This is a genomic window from Stenotrophomonas acidaminiphila (assembly GCF_014109845.1).
GTDB classification, from domain to species: domain Bacteria; phylum Pseudomonadota; class Gammaproteobacteria; order Xanthomonadales; family Xanthomonadaceae; genus Stenotrophomonas; species Stenotrophomonas acidaminiphila.
Genome location: NZ_CP043567.1, coordinates 3,401,295 through 3,416,579, shown reverse-complemented (window position 1 = coordinate 3,416,579; position 15,285 = coordinate 3,401,295). Strand labels below are relative to the sequence as shown.

At 63.7% G+C, this 15,285-nt stretch carries 16 protein-coding genes; all 16 read left to right on the top strand.

Features of this window, described 5'->3' with window-relative positions; genetic code table 11:
* Positions 1-110: 110 nt before the first annotated feature.
* The 16 genes from F0P95_RS15570 to F0P95_RS15495 all read left to right on the top strand — a co-directional run bounded on the left by F0P95_RS15570 (position 111) and on the right by F0P95_RS15495 (position 15,276).
* Positions 111-854, top strand: a complete 744-nt coding sequence (locus F0P95_RS15570; RefSeq protein ID WP_041111032.1) for a sulfite exporter TauE/SafE family protein — start codon at positions 111-113, stop codon at positions 852-854.
* 372 nt (positions 855-1,226) lie between these two features.
* Positions 1,227-2,480 carry a benzoate/H(+) symporter BenE family transporter gene (locus tag F0P95_RS15565; RefSeq protein WP_041111030.1) on the top strand — a complete coding sequence of 418 codons (1,254 nt, stop codon included), beginning with the start codon at positions 1,227-1,229 and terminating at the stop codon, positions 2,478-2,480.
* Positions 2,480-3,295 (top strand): YggS family pyridoxal phosphate-dependent enzyme, encoded by an 816-nt coding sequence (locus F0P95_RS15560; protein ID WP_041111028.1) that lies wholly within the window; start codon positions 2,480-2,482, stop codon positions 3,293-3,295. Before F0P95_RS15565 ends, F0P95_RS15560 begins: the two co-directional genes overlap by 1 nt.
* Positions 3,292-4,011, top strand: a complete 720-nt coding sequence (locus tag F0P95_RS15555) for a glutamine amidotransferase (protein WP_041111026.1) — start codon at positions 3,292-3,294, stop codon at positions 4,009-4,011. The genes F0P95_RS15560 and F0P95_RS15555 overlap by 4 nt, the downstream gene beginning before the upstream one ends.
* Entirely contained in the window at positions 4,008-4,946 is a 939-nt protein-coding gene (pdxK, locus tag F0P95_RS15550; protein WP_071222559.1) for a pyridoxine/pyridoxal/pyridoxamine kinase, read from the top strand. The genes F0P95_RS15555 and pdxK overlap by 4 nt, the downstream gene beginning before the upstream one ends.
* Positions 4,943-6,172 carry an aspartate aminotransferase family protein gene (locus F0P95_RS15545; protein WP_052813588.1) on the top strand — a complete coding sequence of 410 codons (1,230 nt, stop codon included), beginning with the start codon at positions 4,943-4,945 and terminating at the stop codon, positions 6,170-6,172. Before pdxK ends, F0P95_RS15545 begins: the two co-directional genes overlap by 4 nt.
* The gene (trpB, locus tag F0P95_RS15540) at positions 6,169-7,398 is read left to right on the top strand and encodes a tryptophan synthase subunit beta (RefSeq protein ID WP_052813587.1); all 1,230 of its coding nucleotides are present in this window, start codon (positions 6,169-6,171) and stop codon (positions 7,396-7,398) included. Before F0P95_RS15545 ends, trpB begins: the two co-directional genes overlap by 4 nt.
* Complete coding sequence (gene trpA, locus F0P95_RS15535) at positions 7,395-8,252, top strand: tryptophan synthase subunit alpha (protein ID WP_052813586.1); 858 nt, start codon at positions 7,395-7,397, stop codon at positions 8,250-8,252. The genes trpB and trpA overlap by 4 nt, the downstream gene beginning before the upstream one ends.
* Positions 8,253-8,262: 10 nt before the next feature.
* The gene (gene glyA / locus F0P95_RS15530) at positions 8,263-9,528 is read left to right on the top strand and encodes a serine hydroxymethyltransferase (protein WP_041111024.1); all 1,266 of its coding nucleotides are present in this window, start codon (positions 8,263-8,265) and stop codon (positions 9,526-9,528) included.
* Positions 9,529-9,615: 87 nt separating this feature from the next.
* Positions 9,616-10,560, top strand: coding sequence for a LysR family transcriptional regulator (locus F0P95_RS15525; protein WP_041111022.1), 945 nt, complete (start codon positions 9,616-9,618; stop codon positions 10,558-10,560).
* Entirely contained in the window at positions 10,557-10,820 is a 264-nt protein-coding gene (locus tag F0P95_RS15520) for an EexN family lipoprotein (RefSeq protein ID WP_041111020.1), read from the top strand. Before F0P95_RS15525 ends, F0P95_RS15520 begins: the two co-directional genes overlap by 4 nt.
* Positions 10,821-11,053: 233 nt before the next feature.
* On the top strand, positions 11,054-13,081 hold the full coding sequence (locus tag F0P95_RS15515; RefSeq protein ID WP_041111018.1) for a conjugal transfer protein TraG: 2,028 nt from the start codon (positions 11,054-11,056) through the stop codon (positions 13,079-13,081).
* Positions 13,078-13,554, top strand: a complete 477-nt coding sequence (locus F0P95_RS15510; protein WP_041111016.1) for a ribbon-helix-helix protein, CopG family — start codon at positions 13,078-13,080, stop codon at positions 13,552-13,554. The genes F0P95_RS15515 and F0P95_RS15510 overlap by 4 nt, the downstream gene beginning before the upstream one ends.
* Positions 13,551-14,618, top strand: coding sequence for a P-type conjugative transfer ATPase TrbB (trbB, locus tag F0P95_RS15505; RefSeq protein ID WP_041111014.1), 1,068 nt, complete (start codon positions 13,551-13,553; stop codon positions 14,616-14,618). Before F0P95_RS15510 ends, trbB begins: the two co-directional genes overlap by 4 nt.
* Positions 14,615-15,007 (top strand): TrbC/VirB2 family type IV secretion system protein, encoded by a 393-nt coding sequence (locus F0P95_RS15500; RefSeq protein ID WP_041111012.1) that lies wholly within the window; start codon positions 14,615-14,617, stop codon positions 15,005-15,007. The genes trbB and F0P95_RS15500 overlap by 4 nt, the downstream gene beginning before the upstream one ends.
* Complete coding sequence (locus tag F0P95_RS15495; protein WP_004883097.1) at positions 15,004-15,276, top strand: VirB3 family type IV secretion system protein; 273 nt, start codon at positions 15,004-15,006, stop codon at positions 15,274-15,276. The genes F0P95_RS15500 and F0P95_RS15495 overlap by 4 nt, the downstream gene beginning before the upstream one ends.
* Positions 15,277-15,285 lie beyond the last annotated feature (9 nt).

Below are 15,285 nucleotides of genomic sequence, written 5' to 3'. Positions count from 1 at the left end.
TTGGGCATCAACAAGGCTTAGGAGACATCGACAGGTCATGCCTTTTGCTACTTCGCGGCCCACTTTGGGCGCGCGCTTCCCCCGGTTTTATTCAGTGATGGCGCCCTGAGATGTCGCTCGAACTCGTTCTTTCCCTACTGGCTGGCGCGGCTGCTGGCGGCTTTGTCAATGGCCTCGCCGGGTTCGGCACTGCCTTGCTGTCCCTTGGCATATGGCTGCAGGTCATGCCGCCTTGGCAGGCCGTCTCCATCGTGGCAGCGATGTCCGTGGTCAGTGGTGTTCAAAGCCTGTGGTTTATCCGAGGCGAGTTGGGAAGCGGCACCCGGCGCCTCCCGCGCTTTCTGTTGCCCGCTCTGGTTGGCATACCGATCGGCGCTGCAACCCTGGAATTCATCAGCGCGCCACTGCTGAAATTGGTGATCGCCGGTTTCATGCTGCTCTATGGGGCTTTCTTCGCATTTCGCCGATCACTGCCTCATCTGGAGCGACCCATGCCCAAGACAGACGCTCTGGTTGGCTTCTGCGGTGGCTTCCTTGGGGGAGCGGCTTCGCTTTCGGGCGCGTTACCGACCATGTGGTGCGCCATGCAACCCTGGACCAAAGGGGAGACGAGCGCGGTACTGCGTCCTTACAACGTGGTGATCCTCGGGATCGCGGTCGGGATTTTTGCCTGGCAGGGGTATTACACGCGAGAGACATTGATCCTGATGGCTATTGCGTTACCCGCCACGATTGTTTCGTCTCAGATTGGCATTGCCGTTTTTCGCAGGCTTTCTGACCAGCAGTTCAGACGCTTGCTGATCTGGCTGCTGTTCAGTGCGGGTGCGCTTTTGGCACTGCGCGAACTCACTTGACTAGCTGCTACAGATTCCAGTGGTAACTGGTACAGCGGAGCCTATTCACGCGCAGGTCGTTTTCCATTTTTTCTGCGGCACTCCGCAGCATGCCAATCGCTGCAATCTACCCGCAGCCGCGTTTGAGATGACCAACACAGCGACGCCGTAATGTGTCGGTACCCCGCCGCAAACGTGTTTTCCGCTGCTGCCAAGCACTCCTGACCGCTCAGCGCGCACGTGGCGGACAAGCCTGGGTTGATCCTGGGTAATCGCCAATTGGCATGTACGACACGAAGAAAGTGGAGGGGCGCAACAGGCCATTTTCAGGTTAAAACATAACTCCCAATAAAGGTTCTTGGAACCGAGTCCGCAGGAGTTATGAAAAAAACCATGTCATCCGCAACCCCACCTTCATCCATACGGCTGAGCGATCTCACCCACCCTGTCGTCGCCGGCCTGATTTCGGTCATCGTCAATTACGGCGGCACGTTCATTCTGGTGTTCCAGGCCGCCAAAGTGGCTGGCCTCAGCCCGGAGCTGACGGCCTCGTGGGTGTGGTCGATTTCGATCGGTGTTGGGGTGACGGGGATCATGCTGAGCTGGATCGCCCGCGAGCCGATCATCACGGCCTGGTCCACACCGGCGGCGGCGTTTCTCGTCACGGCGCTGGCAACCACGCCCTATGCGGAGGCGGTCGGTGCGTACCTGATTTCCGCAGCGGCTTTCGTTCTGCTCGGCCTGTCGGGCTACTTCGAGAAGGTCATCCGGCTGATTCCGCCCGGTGTGGCCGCCGGGCTGCTGGCGGGCATCCTGCTGCAGTTCGGGATTGGTGCCTTCGGCGGCATGAGCGTCGATCCGCTGCTGGCAGGCCTGCTGATCGTCGCCTACGTCGTGCTGAAACGGTTCACGGCACGCTATGCCGTGGTCGGCATCTTGGTGTTGGGCCTGGCGTTCCTGCTGATCCAGGACCGTGTCGATCTGTCCGGCCTGGCGCTGAAGTTCGCGGCTCCGGTCTTCACCATGCCATCGTTCTCGCTCAACGCATTGCTGAGCGTGGCATTGCCGCTGTTCCTCATCACCCTGACCGGCCAATACATGCCCGGCATGCTGGTGCTGCGCAATGATGGGTTCAAGACCAGTGCCAATCCCATCGTGACGGTCACCGGGCTGGGCTCGCTGCTGATGGCGCCGTTCGGCTCGCACGCCTTCAACGTCGCTGCGATCACAGCGGCCATCTGCACGGGGCGCGAGGCACATGAAGACCCGTCCAAGCGCTGGATCGCCGGCATCGCAGCGGGCGTGTTCTACATCCTCGTCGGCGTGTTCGGCGTGACGCTGGCCGCCGTTTTCATGGCGTTCCCGGCAACGTTCATCACCACACTGGCGGGCCTTGCGCTGCTGGGCACCATCGGCGGCAGCCTGGCCAGCGCCATGGCCGATGCCAAGACCCGGGAAGCCTCGCTGATCACCTTCCTGGCCGCTGCGGCCAACATCAAGATGCTGGGCATTGGCGGTGCCTTCTGGGGTCTGCTGATCGGCCTGGTGGCCTACGCCGTGCTCAATGGTCGGTGTTCGCGTCCCAAGCCGCAGATCGAGGCGGCCCCCACTGCTGTACCGGCAGCGAGCAAAGGAGCGGCCAACTGATGCAAGCCTCGGCTGTCACGCAGACCAGTCACGACCAGCACGGCCTGTACCCGCAGGCAACCACGGTCAAGGACTTCCGCCGGAATCTGGTGAAGGTGCGCGAACGCATCGACGCAGCCTCCCGCCGCGCCGGCCGCGACCCCGCGAATGTGCGTCTGCTGCCTGTCAGCAAGACCTTTGATGAGGCGCACATCCGCTTGGCCTACGCCGCCGGTTGCCGCCAGCTCGGCGAGAACAAGGTGCAGGAAGCCCACCGCAAGTGGACTGCCATGGCAGACCTGGCGGATCTTCAGTGGTCGGTCATCGGCCACCTGCAGACCAACAAGGCCAAACTGGTAGCCGCCTTTGCGACGGAGTTCCAGGCGCTCGACAGCCTGCGTGTCGCTGAAGCGTTGGACCGCCGCCTGCAGGTCGAGGGACGTTCGCTGGACGTCTTCGTTCAGGTCAATACCTCCGGCGAGGCCAGCAAGTACGGGTTGCAGCCGCAAGAGGTGTTGTCGTTCGTCAAAGAACTGCCGGCATTCACAGCCTTGCGTGTGCGGGGTTTGATGACGCTGGCGTTGTTCTCCAGCGAAGCCGAGCGCGTGCGGCAGTGCTTCGTCCTGCTGCGAAACCTGCGCGATCAGTTGCGCGAATGCGCACCAGTGGGCATTGGGCTGGAAGAACTGTCCATGGGCATGTCCGGTGACTTCGAGATCGCCATCGAGGAAGGCGCCACCGTCGTGCGCGTCGGCCAGGCCATTTTTGGTGCCCGCAGTACCCCTGACAGCCACTACTGGCCTGCGGGTTCAACCGCTGAGGAACCGCCGTCATGAAGACCGCCATCGCCATTCACCATGTCTGCTTCGAGGACCTGGGTACGCTGGAGTCCTTGCTTGAAGCCCGAGGCTACGCCATCCGCTATGTGGATGCCACGGTCGATGACCTGCGCACGGTCGATGTCGTGACCCCGGATTTGCTGGTCGTGCTCGGCGGCCCGATCGGTGCCTTCGATGAGGCGCTTTACCCGTTCATCGCCGACGAGTTGAACTTGTTGCACAAGCGACTGGAGAGCCGGAAAGCGCTGTTGGGTATTTGCCTTGGGGCGCAGTTGATCGCCCGCGCACTGGGCGCTCATGTCGCACCAATGGGCATCAAGGAAATCGGCTATGCCCCCTTGAACCTGACAGCGGAAGGACAGAACTCCCCGCTGGGAGCGCTCGGCGATGTACCTGTGCTGCACTGGCACGGCGACCAGTTCGACATCCCGACGGGTGCAGTGCGCCTGGCGGCTACGGACGTCTGCTCCAACCAGGCATTTGCCCTCGGGCATCATGTCCTCGGACTCCAGTTCCATCTGGAAGCAGATGCGCGGCGAATCGAACGCTGGCTGGTCGGCCATAGCTGTGAACTCGCGCAATCGGGGATCGACCTGCTCGAACTTCGCGCCCGAGCCCATGCGCTGCAGGCCCAGTTGCCGGCAGCAGCTTCTGCGGTGCTCTCTCGTTGGCTTGATGCGGTTGAACCAGATTCCCAACGAGGCCGGCCATGAGAGCAGCGTCATTTTCCGAGGACAGACAGCCGCTCAAGATCGACGTTGTTTCAGTGCAATCGCAGGTGGTCTATGGGCGCGTTGGAAACAATGCTGCCGTGCCCACGCTGGAAGCCCTTGGCCTGACCGTGGCTGCCGTGCCGACCGTGGTACTGAGCAACATCCCGAGCTATCCCTCGATCCACGGCGGCGCACTCCCTGTCGAGTGGTTCGACGGCTACTTGCAGGACTTGAGCGCGCGTGGTGCGTTGAATGCGCTGCGTGCCGTCCAAGTGGGGTATCTCGGAAACGCCGGCCAGGCGATAGCGCTGCGTGCCTGGATCGAGACCTTGCTCGCGAATCGGCCCCACCTGCGCGTTGTCATCGACCCCGTGATCGGCGATCAGGAGCATGGGATCTACAGCGCCGACGGGATCGCTGACGTTTACAGAGGCGGGTTCACCGCACTGGCAAACGGTTTGACGCCCAACGCTTTTGAACTGGCCTGCCTGACGGGCATGCCTGCGGACGACCTCAAGGGCGTGGTGTCCGCAGCAAGGTCTTTGCTTACCGGGCGTACCGAATGGGTCGCCGTGACCAGCGCAGTTCCAGATGCCTGGACGCCGGATGAGATGTGGATCGTCGTGGTGACCGAACGGCAAGTGCATTTGATCAGGCATCCGCGTGTCGCTGTTGCACTGGCCGGTACGGGCGACCTGTTCAGCGCCTGCTTGAGCGGGCACTGGCTAAACGGAGTGGCGTTGGAAGCCGCCGCTGCAATGGCCTGTGAGCATGTCGTTCGCGCCTTGCGTATTACCGAGCTGGCACAAGCCAAGGAGCTTGTGCTCCCGCGATGGTCTTTCGAGCCGGAGCCAGAGGAAATCTTCATCCACGACATCACGGCGGACTTCGGGCACCTGACGTGCGCTTTCGCCGAGCCCAAGGAACGATCATGACCAACCCCTCCTACTTGATGCGGGCCTATGCCCGCCAACCCGTCTCCTTCACGCGGGGGAGCGGCGCGCGCCTCTGGGACCAGCAGGGCGTCGAATACCTGGATGCCATTGCCGGCGTCGCCGTGACCAGCCTCGGGCATGCGAACACGGAAATCGCCCAGGTCATCGCCGAGCAGGCGGGCACGCTGCTGCACACCTCCAACGTGTTTCGCATTGACTGGCAGGAGCAACTGGGCGAGCGTCTGTGCGCACTGACGGGGATGGAGAAGGGTTTCTTCTGCAATTCCGGTGCGGAAGCGAACGAAGCTGCGTTGAAGCTGGCACGGCTGTACGGCCACCACAAGCAAGTGGCCCAGCCGCAGATCCTGGTGATGGAGAACGCCTTCCATGGCCGCACCATCGCCACGCTCACCGCGACCGACAACCCAGCCAAACAGCAGGGCTTCGAGCCGTTGCTGCCCGGGTTTCTGCGCGTGCCCTTCAACGATATCGACGCGGTGCACCGGATGGCCGAGCAGTCGTGCGACATCGTGGCGGTACTGATCGAACCCGTGCAGGGCGAAGGCGGCATTCGCGTTGCCGACGCGGCGTACCTGCGGGCCTTGCGCACGCTGTGCGATCAGCAGGGGTGGTTGCTCATGCTCGATGAAATCCAGTGCGGCATGGGCCGCACCGGCGCGTGGTTCGCGCACCAGCACACCGGCATTGTCCCCGACGTCATGACGGTGGCCAAAGCACTGGGCAATGGCTTTCCCATCGGCGCCTGCCTGGCACGCGGAGAAGTGGCCGATCTGCTGTCGCCCGGCCAGCACGGCACGACCTTCGGCGGCAATCCGTTGGCCTGCCGCGTGGGTTACACCGTACTCGACATCATGGCGCGGGACGACTTGCCCAAGCGGGCCGCGACGCTGGGAGATCGCTTGCTTTCCGGTTTGCGTGACGCGCTGGCCGGCCACCCCGAGGTTGTCACGATCCGGGGCCTGGGCCTGATGGTGGGAATCGAACTGAACCGGGACTGCAAGGAGCTGGTCGGCCGTGCCTTGAGCGAGCATCGCCTGCTTATCACGGTGACCCGGAACTCCACCATCCGGCTGCTGCCTGCCCTGATCTGCGACGAAGCGCAGATTGACGACATCGTCGCGCGCGTTGCGGCTCTCCTGTCGCCAGAAGCGACCACGTGTGCGGGCACGGCTGCGATGACCGGACACATGGAGGCGACATCATGAAAACTGAGTCGATCTACAACCAACCGGACGCCGACGGATTCTTCGGCCGCTACGGGGGGAGCTTCATCAGCGAGACGCTGGCTCAAGCGGTGGAAGAACTGCAGCAGGCCTATCTGTTCTACCGCGATGACCCCCATTTCGTCGTCGGGTTTCAGGAGGAACTGGCTGACTACGTTGGCCGCCCCTCTCCGGTGTACTACGCCCGGCGTCTCAGCGAACAAACGGGCGGTGCGCGCATCTTCCTCAAGCGGGAAGACCTCAACCACACCGGCGCGCACAAGATCAACAACGTGATCGGGCAGGCCATGCTTGCCCAGCGCATGGGCAAGCGACGCATCATCGCCGAGACAGGCGCGGGCCAGCACGGCGTTGCCACTGCAACGATCTGCGCGCGCTATGGCCTGGAATGCGTGATCTACATGGGCAGTGAGGATATCCGTCGGCAAAGCCCCAACGTCCAGCGCATGGAGCTGCTGGGCGCGACCGTGGTGCCGGTCGAAAGTGGCTGCCGCACTTTGAAGGACGCCATGAACGACGCGATCCGCGATTGGGTCACCAACGTCGATGACACCTTCTACCTGATTGGCTCGGTGGCTGGCATGCACCCGTACCCGACAATGGTGCGGGATTTTCAGACGGTGATAGGCAAGGAGTGTCTGTTGCAGATGCCGGCGCTGTTCAAGCGCCTTGGCATGGCGAAGGAACACCCTGACGTGGTGGTCGCCTGCGTCGGCGGCGGCAGCAACGCCATCGGCATTTTTCACCCCTACATCGAGCACGCGGCCGTGCGCCTGGTCGGTGTCGAAGCGGCGGGCCTCGGTTTGGAGACCGGCCAGCACGCCGCGTCGATCCAACGCGGCAGCGCAGGCGTGCTGCACGGCAGCCGGTCCCTCGTTCTGCAGGACGATCACGGACAGGTGCAACACACCCACAGCATCAGCGCCGGCCTCGACTACCCCGGTGTTGGGCCGGAACACGCCTGGCTTCATGAGATCGGCCGCGTCGAATACGTCGGTGCTACCGACGATGAAGCCCTGCATGCCTTCCATTTGCTGAGCCGTGTGGAGGGGATCATTCCCGCGCTGGAGGCCAGCCACGCCGTAGCCCACGCAGTCAAGCTCGCGGCAACGCTGCCGCAGGAGCAGGTCATCCTGGTGAACCTGTCAGGACGCGGTGACAAGGACATGGACACGGTGATGGCCCAAACCGGGAGAGACAAACGATGAGCAGGCTCCAGGCCACCTTCAAGCGTTTGCAGCGGGAGGGACGCAAGGCCCTCATTCCTTATGCCACGGCCGGCTATCCATATGCGGACATCACCCCCGCGTTGATGCACGTGCTGGTCGAGGCCGGCGCCGACGTCATCGAACTGGGCGTGCCGTTCTCCGACCCGTCTGCGGATGGCCCAACGATCCAGGCAGCCTCCGAGCGCGCCTTGCAACAGGGCATCGGGATGCCGCAGGTGCTTGAACAGGTGCGGCAATTCCGCCAGTCCGATACCACCACGCCTGTGGTCCTGATGGGATACGCCAATCCCATCGAACGCTACGAGCAGATCCGCCAACCAGGCGCCTTCGCCGCAGATGCCGCTGCCGCAGGTGTCGATGGCGTGCTTGTGGTGGATTACCCGCCGGAAGTGGCGGGCGACCTTAGCGCACAACTGCGCCAGCACGGCATCGACTTGATTTTCCTGTTGGCACAAACCTCGACCGAGCGGCGCATTCGGCAAGTCGCCGAACGTGCGAGCGGCTATGTGTATTGCGTGTCCATCAAGGGTGTCACGGGAGCCAAGACCCTGGACATCGACCAGGTCAAGGCAACGCTGGCGCGGATTCGCCAGCACGTGCGGATTCCTGTCGGTGTCGGCTTTGGTATCCGTGATGCCCACACCGCACGCCAGATCGCCCAGGTCGCCGATGCCGTCGTGATCGGCTCCTGGCTGATCGAAAGCCTGGAAGGCAAGCCGGCGGCGGATGCCTTGGCGGCCGCCAGCGACCTGACCCGCTCTGTCCGCAGACAACTGGAACTGGACGTTCCCGAGCAGACGTCCAGCCCTAAAGCCAAGAACGCCAAACCATAGGAGTATTGCCATGTATGACTCATCCCTGACTCTCGCCCAATTCGATCCCGAACTGGATCAAGCCGTCCAGAACGAAGAACGACGCCAGGAAGACCACGTCGAGCTGATCGCCTCGGAGAACTACGCCAGCCCGTTGGTGATGGCGATTCAGGATTCGGTGTTCACCAACAAATACGCCGAAGGCTATCCCGACAAGCGCTACTACAGTGGTTGCGAGAACGTGGACGTCGCCGAAAGGCTGGCGATCGAGCGGGCAAAGCAACTGTTCGACTGCGATTACGCCAACGTACAGCCTCACGCCGGTGCGCAGGCCAACGCTGCGGTGTACCTGGCGCTGACCAGCCCGGGCGATACCGTGATGGGGATGAACTTGGCTCAGGGCGGACACCTGACCCACGGAAATCCTTCCAATTTCTCCGGCCGGCACTACAAGATCGTGCCCTATGGTCTGAACCCCGAAACGGGCCTCATCGACTACGACGAAATGGAGCGCATCGCGCTGGAAACCCGGCCCAAGATGCTGATCGGTGGTTTCTCGGCGTATTCGCGGCACAAGGACTGGGCACGCATGCGTGCCATCGCCGATAAAGTCGGCGCGATCTTCTGGGTGGACATGGCGCACGTGGCCGGCCTGGTGGCCGCAGGCGAGTATCCGAATCCGCTGCCCCATGCCCATGTGGTGACCAGCACCACCCACAAGACGCTGCGCGGGCCGCGCGGCGGCCTCATCCTGGCCAAAGGACAGAGCGAGGACTTCTACAAGAAGCTCAACTCCGCCGTGTTCCCTGGCATCCAGGGCGGCCCGCTGATGCACGTCATCGCCGCGAAGGCGGTGGCGTTCAAGGAAGCGTTGTCTCCTGCGTTCAAAACCTACCAAAAACAGGTCGTGACCAACGCCCGAGCCATGGCTGCGGTGCTCCAGAAGCGCGGCTACAAGATCGTGTCGGGCGGCACCGACAACCACCTGATGTTGATCGACTTGTCCGACAAGCCCTACACCGGCAAGGATGCGGATGCAGCCTTGAGCAATGCCTACATGACGGCAAACAAGAACTCAGTTCCCAACGACCCGCGCTCACCTTTCGTGACCTCGGGCGTGCGCATCGGCACTCCCGCAGTGACTACTCGCGGCTTCGGTGTTCCTGAGTGTGAAGAGCTTGCCGGGTGGCTATGCGATGTGCTCGACGGGCTGGAAAACGGCACTTGCGACAAGGTCACGCAGCAGGTGCGCGACAAGGTCGTGACACTTTGCCGCCGCTTCCCCGTCTACGAATAAACGACGCACGCTCGTTGAAAAACGATAGCAACCACTGGAACGAATAAACCGATGTAGTGCATTCATGCTTGTGGAGGAACAGGGCTAATGGAATTACGCCATCTTCGTTGTTTTCTGGCCGTCGCCGAAGAACTCCACTTCGCTCGTGCTGCCGAGCGACTGCATATTGAACAATCCCCGCTGTCACGCACCATCAAGGAGTTGGAAGAAGACCTGGGCGAACAGTTGTTCATTCGCACCAGCCGCAGCACACGCCTGACACGGGCGGGTAAGCTGCTTCTGGAGCATGTGCCGCGCGTGTTCACCGCCTTGCAACAGGCCCGCGACAGTGTGAAAGCAGCGACCAATGGCTTCCACGGCCAGTTGCGTATCGCGCTGTCCGATGGCATCACGCCGTCACGCCTGCCGGCTTTGCTCGCAATGTGTAGGCAGGAGGAACCCGAGGTCGATATCCGTCTGTTCGAGGTGCCGTTGGCTCAGCAAATCAAGGGGCTGCACGACGATCTGTACGACGTGGGGTTTGCGCAGTCCGATGAGGTGGGTGAAGGCATTGCAGCCCAAGCGGTGTGGAGCGATCCGCTGATGGTGGCAGTGCCCGCGCGCCACCCCTTGCTCAAGTTCAAGCGCATCCCCCTGGAAGAAATGATGCGTTACCCGCTCGTGCTCTGCGATCCGCTCGCGTGCGAAGGGCATGCGCGCCAGGTCGAGCGCGTGCTGCGACGCTCGGACATGGAGCCGCTGATTGCCGAGCGCGTGGCCTCGTGCGATTTGATGATGGTGATGGTGTCGGCCGGCTTTGCGCTGGGCCTGACCGGCGCACCACACATCGCGGCTAGCCGCGAGCCGGGTGTGGTCGCGCGTCCCTTGGCGGGGCGTGCCCCCATGCTGACGACCTACCTGCTGTACCGGGAAGGCGAATCTTCGGAAGTGCTGTCCCGATTCATCGAAAGGGTGCAGGTCATCGACTTGCCCGAAGGCGCGAGACCCGCACCATCCCCTGAACCCGATCCGCCGGAGGACATCGAGCCATGAAGCGAATAATCCCTTTGCTGCTGCTTGCCGCACTCACCGCCTGCGGCCAATCGGACACGCCGAAGTCGGCCAATTTGCCGACCGTGGACGAACTGGCCGCCGACCCGGCGCGGTTGAAGGAACTGCGCCAGCAATGCAAGACCGACCGTGCGAATCTGGGCGACGTGTTGTGCAACCGGGTGGCAGAGGCCACGCGCAAGCGGTTCTATGGCGATGGGAAGACGCCCTACACGCCATCGGAGACGTCGCCGAAGTTCTGATCGCCTGTCCTTCGCAAAATAATCAGCCGTTCTCTGCAAACACGCCGCAGCGCGCTTGTGCCTGCGGCGTTTCTATTGGGTTCCACCCAACCTGAAACATTGCTTTTTTCATCATCTTGCTTCCGATAACAGTCTTTGACCGGCACTGACCCGGCACTGATCCTCGCGCTATGCGGCACGTCCTTGTGCCGCTTCTGAACGGGGTAAAGCGCAGGAACATCGGAGGTCAGTCAATGCAAGCTCAGGGCGTGCTGTTTGGGCAGATCGCCGCCGTCTTCGGCATCGTGATCGCCGGCGTATGGAGTGCAACGCAATGGACAGCCGCCACCCTGGGCTATCAACTACGCCTTGGCTCGCCGTGGTTCGATTTCTTTGGCACCCCGGTCTATCACCCCTGGCGGCTCTTTGAGTGGTGGTTCTTCTTCGATGCCTACGCGCCGCATGTCTTCGACATCGGTGGGGCCATCGCCGGCGGCAGTGGTTTGGTGGCCGTGGTCGTCGCCATCGCCATGTCGGTGTGGCGCTCGCGGCAAGCGCGCCTCGTCACCACCTACGGATCGGCGCGCTGGGCCGAAGCGAACGACATTCGCAAGGCCGGGCTGACCCAGGCGGCCGGCGTCTTCCTCGGTAAGTATCGCAACGAGTACCTGCGCCATGAAGGCCCGGAACATGTCCTGACCTTTGCACCGACCCGTAGCGGTAAAGGCGTCGGCCTGGTGGTGCCCACGCTGCTGTCGTGGCCCGCGTCGGTCGTCATCCACGACATCAAGGGAGAGAACTGGCAGATCACCGCCGGCTGGCGTTCGCGCTTCTCGCATTGTCTGCTGTTCAACCCGACCGATGCGAAGTCAGCAGCCTACAACCCGCTGCTGGAGGTTCGGCGCGGTGCGCATGAAGTGCGCGACGTTCAGAACATCGCCGACATCCTGGTCGATCCCGAAGGCGCGCTGGAGAAGCGCAATCACTGGGAGAAGACTTCGCACGCGCTGCTGGTCGGGGCCATCCTGCATGTGCTCTATGCCGGCGAGGACAAGACACTGCGCGGTGTTGCCAATTTCCTCTCCGACCCGGCCAGCCCGTTCGAGCTGACCTTGCATCGGATGATGACGACGAAGCACCTGGGCGATGCACCGCATCCGGTGGTCGCATCCGCTGCCCGCGAAGTGATGAACAAGTCGGACAACGAACGGTCGGGCGTGTTGTCCACGGCCATGTCGTTCCTGGGGCTGTACCGCGACCCCACGGTGGCTGAAGTCACCTCGCGCTGCGACTGGCGCATCGCCGACCTGATCGCGTCCGAGCATCCGGTGTCGCTGTATCTGGTGGTGCCGCCTTCGGACATTTCGCGCACCAAACCGCTCATCCGCCTGATCCTCAACCAGATCGGCCGGCGGCTCACCGAATCGCTCGACGGCAGCGACGGCATCGAGCGCCGCCACAAGCTGCTGCTGATGCTTGACGAGTTCCCGGCCCTGGGTCGGCTCGATTTCTTCGAGACGGCCTTGGCCTTCATGGCGGGCTACGGCATCCGCAGCTTCCTCATCGCGCAGTCGCTCAACCAGATCGACAAAGCCTACGGACAGAACCATTCCATCCTCGACAACTGCCATGTCCGGGTGACTTTCGCTACCAACGACGAAAGGACAGCGAAAAGGATTTCCGAAACGCTCGGCACGGCCACCGAGCTGCGCGCGCAGCGCAACTACGCCGGCCACCGGCTCGCGCCGTGGCTCGGGCACCTGATGGTGTCGCGCCAGGAGACGGCCCGCCCGCTGCTGACGCCCGGCGAAGTCATGCAACTACCGCCCGACGAATCGGTGGTCATGGTTTCCAGCATGGCACCGATCAAGGCGAAGAAGCTGCGCTACTACGCCGACGCGAATTTCAAGAACCGCGTATTGCCGCCGCCCGCGCTCGCGGCTGGGCAAATCACTGGACGTTATGCCGATGCGCCACCGGCCCGGCCCGACGACTGGAGCGGCCTGGCGATTCCAGCCGTGCCAACGGCCCCGGCTGCGGGCCTGTCAAGCGATGGCGCGGGCACCGCCGACGACGGCGGGCCGCGCCGCCAGCCAGAGCTATCTGAAGTCACCGAATACAGCCCCGAACCACAGCCTGCCGGCAACGACCTGGCGCTGCTCGATGACGACGACGACCTACCGCTGCCTGGTTTTGCATCTTTCCCCGGCCAGCTCGACCCGGCCATGCAGCGCACGGCCCGGCTGGCTTCCCTCGACCCCAACGACGGAATCGACTTATGAGCCAATACCGCCTCAACCTGTTCATCCAGCCTGAGCACGCCAAGCGTCTCGAAGAACTGGCCGCCAAGAAGGGCGTGTCCAAGTCGTCCATCGTCGCGGCGGCTCTCGCATCGTGGCTATCGCCCGATGCCGGCGACCAGCGCGAGGCCGCCATCGCCAAGCGGCTGGATCGCCTGTCGCGGCAGACCGAACGCCTGGAGCGCGACCAGAACATCCAGATCGAGACGCTGGCGCTGTTCATCCGCTACTTCCTGACCGTCAGCACGCCGGTGCCCGAGGCCCATCAGGATGCGGCCCGCGCCCAGGGCAAGGCGCGCTTCGAGCAATTCGTGGAACAGCTTGGCCGCCACCTGCTGCGAGGCCGAAGCCTGGTGCGCGACGTGGTGGAAGAACTGCACCCCGACCCGATACGGATGGACGACGCGGCGGCGCTGGCCGAAGCCCATGAACGTGCTGCGGAGCGTGCCTCATGAGCGCCGTTCCGCAAACCCCGCCCGAACGCTCCTCCATCGCCGCTTCGATGGATCGCCGCATCCAGATGCTGCGCACGGCGATGGGGCCAGTCATCGCCGCCGCGCTGGCCGACCCGGACGTGGTGGAAATCATGCTCAACCCCGACCGCACCCTATGGGTGGATCGGTTGTCGTCGGGCCGCACGCCGTTGGGCGTGGAACTGTCCGAAGACGATGGCGAACGCATCATCCGGCTGGTGGCCGCGCACGTCGGCGCGGAGGTGCATCGCGGCCGACCGCTGCTGACCGCCGAGCTGCCCGAAACCGGCGAACGCTTCGAGGGCATCCTGCCCCCGGCCGCACCCGGCCCGGCCTTCGCGCTGCGCAAGCGCGCCGTGAGCATCATCGGCCTGGATCGCTACGTCGCCGACGGCATCCTGACCACAGGCCAAGCGGACTTCCTGCGCCGCGCCGTGCGCGAGCGCCAGAACATCCTGATCGCGGGCGCGACCAGCAGCGGCAAGACCACGCTCGCCAATGCCTTGCTGGCCGAGATTGCCGCCACCGGCGACCGCGTGCTGGTGCTCGAAGACACCATCGAGCTGCAATGCGCAGCCCGCGACCATGTGCCGCTGCGCACCCGCGCCGGCGTGGTGTCCATGACCGAGTTGGTGCGGGCCACGATGCGCCTGCGGCCCGACCGCGTGATCGTCGGCGAAGTGCGCGGCGGCGAAGCCCTGGACTTGGTGAAGGTATGGGGCACCGGCCATCCCGGCGGCATTGCCACCATCCATGCCGGTTCCGCGCTGGGTGCGTTGCTGCGCCTGGAGCAACTGATTCTCGAAGTGGCGGTGAACCCGCCCCGCGCCCTGATCGCCGAGGCGGTCAACGTGGTGATCCACATCGCCGGACGCGGCCGCAAGCGCCGCGTCGAAAGCATCGCCCGCGTCGTCGGTTTCGACGGTGTGGGCTACCGGCTGGCGGATGCACTGGAAACGCCGTTTCCCGAGCTGACGCCGGTTCCTCTTGCAGCCGATGCCGCTGCGCCTTCCCCATCCCTTGACCAACCTGGAGAACTGCCATGACGCAGATGCACGTTCCTGCTTTCCGCTTTTCCGTAAATCCGCTTCCCCACCTGTCCAGCCTGGCACGGCTGCGCAGCCTGGCCCGCCCTGCGGGGCAAGGGCTGCTGCTGGCCGCGCTGCTGTTGTTCCTGGCCGGAACGGCGCAGGCCGCCGGTTCCTCGATGCCGTGGGAAGGCCCGCTGCAATCCATCCTCGAATCCATCCAGGGGCCGGTGGCGCGCATCGTCGCGGTCATCATCATCATCGCCACGGGCCTCGCGCTGGCCTTCGGCGACACATCGGGGGGCTTTCGCAAGCTGATCCAGATCGTGTTCGGCCTGTCCATCGCGTTCGCGGCTTCGAGCTTCTTCCTGTCGTTCTTCAGCTTCTCCGGCGGGGCCGTCGTATGAGCGGGCCGGACAGCTTCGCGGCCGGCTTTGAAGTGCCGCTGCATCGTTCGCTGACCGAACCGCTCTTGATGGGCGGCGCACCGCGTACCGTGGCGATCGCCAACGGCACGCTGGCAGCCGCCGTCGGGCTGGGCCTGCAACTCTGGATTCCTGGCGTCGTGCTCTGGATCGTCGGCCACTCGCTGGCGGTCTGGGGGGCGCGCGTCGATCCGCAGTTCATGCAGGTCTTCGCCCGGCACATCAAGCACAAGCCGCTGCTGGACGTGTAGGGGGATGCC

Bases quoted from the DNA above. Each gene is read 5' to 3' on its own strand.
- F0P95_RS15570 (WP_041111032.1), top strand. From the start codon at position 111: ATGTCGCTCGAACTCGTTCTTTCCCTACTGGCTGGCGCGGCTGCTGGC.
- F0P95_RS15565 (WP_041111030.1), top strand. From the start codon at position 1,227: ATGTCATCCGCAACCCCACCTTCATCCATACGGCTGAGCGATCTCACC.
- F0P95_RS15560 (WP_041111028.1), top strand. From the start codon at position 2,480: ATGCAAGCCTCGGCTGTCACGCAGACCAGTCACGACCAGCACGGCCTG.
- F0P95_RS15555 (WP_041111026.1), top strand. From the start codon at position 3,292: ATGAAGACCGCCATCGCCATTCACCATGTCTGCTTCGAGGACCTGGGT.
- pdxK (WP_071222559.1), top strand. From the start codon at position 4,008: ATGAGAGCAGCGTCATTTTCCGAGGACAGACAGCCGCTCAAGATCGAC.
- F0P95_RS15545 (WP_052813588.1), top strand. From the start codon at position 4,943: ATGACCAACCCCTCCTACTTGATGCGGGCCTATGCCCGCCAACCCGTC.
- trpB (WP_052813587.1), top strand. From the start codon at position 6,169: ATGAAAACTGAGTCGATCTACAACCAACCGGACGCCGACGGATTCTTC.
- trpA (WP_052813586.1), top strand. From the start codon at position 7,395: ATGAGCAGGCTCCAGGCCACCTTCAAGCGTTTGCAGCGGGAGGGACGC.
- glyA (WP_041111024.1), top strand. From the start codon at position 8,263: ATGTATGACTCATCCCTGACTCTCGCCCAATTCGATCCCGAACTGGAT.
- F0P95_RS15525 (WP_041111022.1), top strand. From the start codon at position 9,616: ATGGAATTACGCCATCTTCGTTGTTTTCTGGCCGTCGCCGAAGAACTC.
- F0P95_RS15520 (WP_041111020.1), top strand. From the start codon at position 10,557: ATGAAGCGAATAATCCCTTTGCTGCTGCTTGCCGCACTCACCGCCTGC.
- F0P95_RS15515 (WP_041111018.1), top strand. From the start codon at position 11,054: ATGCAAGCTCAGGGCGTGCTGTTTGGGCAGATCGCCGCCGTCTTCGGC.
- F0P95_RS15510 (WP_041111016.1), top strand. From the start codon at position 13,078: ATGAGCCAATACCGCCTCAACCTGTTCATCCAGCCTGAGCACGCCAAG.
- trbB (WP_041111014.1), top strand. From the start codon at position 13,551: ATGAGCGCCGTTCCGCAAACCCCGCCCGAACGCTCCTCCATCGCCGCT.
- F0P95_RS15500 (WP_041111012.1), top strand. From the start codon at position 14,615: ATGACGCAGATGCACGTTCCTGCTTTCCGCTTTTCCGTAAATCCGCTT.
- F0P95_RS15495 (WP_004883097.1), top strand. From the start codon at position 15,004: ATGAGCGGGCCGGACAGCTTCGCGGCCGGCTTTGAAGTGCCGCTGCAT.